Here is a 3,118-nt window from a genome sequence, read left to right on the forward strand (position 1 = left end):
ATGACTTGCAGAAAGCCCGTGAATTATTCGGTAAGGTCCTGCAACTCACTGTGAAACATAACGGCGAAGACACGCAATGGATCAGTCAGATGCAAACCGTGATGACACCGTTTTGTGGTGGCGTCGTACCGGTTGAACTCAAATATCACAATCAGAATGCGGAAGTGATGATCCGATTGGGGCATGACTGGCAAATTACACCATCCGATACCCTGTTAAAAGAGCTTGCAGACCTGCCCGTCAGTGAAACTGTGACAGTGCGCTATTAACGGGGTAAGTCTGCTTTGTTGGCTTGATGCAATCGTGTAGGATTACTGAAAATTAGACGTTTTTTAAGGATTGCTGACGTGGAAATGATGCCTTACCTGAAACTGATGGCGGATAAAGAAGCCTCGGATTTGTTTTTTTGTACTGCCACTGAACCACAAGTCAAAATTCAGGGAGTGATACGTCCGGTAGGCAGTAAGAAAATGCAGACAGGCGAAGTCAAAGATTTGGCCTACTCGCTGATGGATGAGCAACAAATCGCTGAATTTGAAAAAAATCTGGAAATGAATTTTGCTGTTCCAGTCCATGGGGTCGGTCGATTCCGGGTTAATATTTTCCGGCAGCGTGGCGAAGTTTCAATGGTTATTCGTTACATCCGTACGCATATCCCCAATTTTGAAGAAATGAGTTTGCCGACCGTTCTCGGGAATGTGGTGATGGAAAAGCGTGGACTCATCCTGGTCGTTGGGGCCACGGGCAGTGGTAAATCCACTACGTTGGCAGCGATGATTGGTCATCGTAACCGCAATTCAGGATCGCATATTCTGACCATTGAAGATCCTTTGGAATTTGTGCATTCCCATCAGCGATCAATTGTGCAGCAACGTGAAGTCGGTATTGATACCTTATCTTATGAAAATGCATTAAAAAATGCATTGCGTGAAGCGCCGGATGTGATTTTGATTGGTGAGATCCGTGATATGGACACCATGAAACATGCGATTAATTACTCTGAAACCGGTCACCTGTGTTTGGCGACATTGCATGCCAATAATGCGAATCAGGCGCTGGATCGGATCATTAACTTTTTCCCGGAAATGATGCATCGGCAAATCCTGATGGATTTATCATTGAATCTGCGTGCCATTATTTCGCAGCGCTTATTGCCTTCCATTAAAGATGGCAATCTGGTCCCAGCAGTTGAAGTGATGCTCAGCTCACCGTATATCGCAGAATTGATTAACAAAGGCCAGATAGGCGCGATTAAAGACGCCATGAAAGAGAGCAGTGAGCCCGGCACAATTACCTTCGACCAGGCGTTATTAACACTGTATCGTGAAGGCAAAATTTCTCAGGAAGATGCACTGCGCAATGCTGATTCACGCAATGATCTCAGTCTGGAAATCCGTATGGGTGCAACCGACGATGATAACGATGCGGAAGATGAATTAATCCTCAGCTGAGCGTAAATACAGGGCTTGTTGATCTTTCATAGTAACCAGCAGTGGTGGATATGAAAGATCAACAAGCCCTAGTGCGTGTATAATCGACCTATTTTGATTCGAAGGTAATTTTTAATGCAGTTGAATTTCCTTGACTACGAGCAGCCTATTGCCGAGCTGGAAGCTAAAATTGATGAACTTCGCTACATGAGCAATGACAGCGATCTCAATATCACCGAAGAGATTCAGAAGCTTAAGGAAAAAAGTGAATCGCTGACGCGTTCCATTTTTTCCGGATTGACACCATGGCAAGTAACCCAAATGGCTCGTCATCCACAGCGTCCTTATACATTCGACTACATCAAACATCTGATCACTGATTTTGAAGAACTGCATGGCGATCGTGCTTACGCGGATGATCAGGCATTAATTACCGGAATGGGTCGTTTTAACGATCAACCGGTTATTGTTATTGGTCATCAGAAAGGCCGTGATACCAAAGAAAAAGTCGCGCGTAACTTTGGTATGCCGCGCCCTGAAGGATATCGGAAAGCCTTGCGTGTGATGAAAATGGCAGAACGTTTTGGCATGCCGGTTTTAACCTTTATCGATACCCCGGGCGCCTATCCCGGCATCGGTGCGGAAGAGCGTGGTCAAAGTGAAGCCATCGCACGTAATTTATTTGAAATGGCTAAATTAAAAACGCCGATTATCAGTACTGTTATTGGTGAAGGCGGCTCCGGCGGTGCGTTGGCAATTGGCGTCGCCGATCATTTAATGATGCTGCAATACAGTATTTATTCAGTTATCTCCCCCGAAGGGTGCGCTTCAATCCTTTGGAAGAGCGCTGAAAAGGCCTCGGATGCAGCCGCGACGCTCGGGGTGACCTCGGATCGGTTGAAATCTCTGGGTTTGATTGATGAAATCGTTAAAGAACCCTTAGGCGGCGCACATCGTGATCCTGAAGCACTGATGGCAAACATGAAAACAGCAATCAATACCAAAATTAAACAACTCCAGGCGATGCCGGTTGATGAACTGGTGAAACGTCGTCAACAACGTTTGCTGGATTATGGTGCCTTTGAAGGCTAGTGCCTGTTGAACATCATTGTCTCCGACCCCCAAAGTGTCTTTTGACACTGATTTAGTTGTAAAGACGATCCGCGAATATTGCGGATCGTCCACTTTATGGATTGCCTACAGTGGCGGCATGGACTCTCACGTGTTGCTGCACTTTCTGGCAACACATCGAGATCAATTTCCACAAAAAATTCAGGTCGTACATGTCGACCATCAACTTCAGGCACAATCGGCCAATTGGGCTGAACATTGCCAGAAAATCACTGAGTCATTACAACTGCCATTTCATTTGTTGAAAGTAACAGTAAAAGATATCAATCAATCAGGAATGGAGTCGGCTGCGCGTAGCGCACGATATCAGGCGATAAATAATCTGATTGGCAAAGATGATCTGTTGTTAACCGGCCAGCATTTACAGGATCAGGCCGAAACCCTGATGCTGCAGCTGCTCCGCGGTGCAGGAACTCGTGGATTAGGAGCGATGAGAGTGATCTCACGATGGCAGAAAATGCAGATCGTCAGGCCTTTTCTGGTAATTTCCCGAGAGGATTTACTGGACTATGCCAAGTTACATCAGCTCCAGTGGATCGACGATCCAAGCAATCAGA

General features: G+C 46.0%; 4 protein-coding genes. All 4 read left to right on the plus strand.

What is annotated here, in order from left to right:
* On the plus strand, positions 1-269 hold a 269-nt coding region (locus B3O33_RS08390; RefSeq protein ID WP_292363388.1), incomplete at its 5' end, for a hypothetical protein.
* 78 nt (positions 270-347) lie between these two features.
* Complete coding sequence (locus tag B3O33_RS08395; protein WP_292360021.1) at positions 348-1,451, plus strand: PilT/PilU family type 4a pilus ATPase; 1,104 nt, start codon at positions 348-350, stop codon at positions 1,449-1,451.
* A gap of 114 nt (positions 1,452-1,565) precedes the next feature.
* Positions 1,566-2,522 carry an acetyl-CoA carboxylase carboxyltransferase subunit alpha gene (locus B3O33_RS08400; RefSeq protein WP_292360019.1) on the plus strand — a complete coding sequence of 319 codons (957 nt, stop codon included), beginning with the start codon at positions 1,566-1,568 and terminating at the stop codon, positions 2,520-2,522.
* 130 nt (positions 2,523-2,652) lie between these two features.
* On the plus strand, positions 2,653-3,118 hold a 466-nt coding region (gene tilS, locus B3O33_RS08405; RefSeq protein WP_292363389.1), incomplete at its 3' end, for a tRNA lysidine(34) synthetase TilS.

This window comes from Methylophaga sp. UBA1464 (assembly GCF_002325665.1).
Lineage (GTDB): Bacteria > Pseudomonadota > Gammaproteobacteria > Nitrosococcales > Methylophagaceae > Methylophaga.

Bases quoted from the DNA above. Each gene is read 5' to 3' on its own strand.
- B3O33_RS08400 (WP_292360019.1), top strand. From the start codon at position 1,566: ATGCAGTTGAATTTCCTTGACTACGAGCAGCCTATTGCCGAGCTGGAA.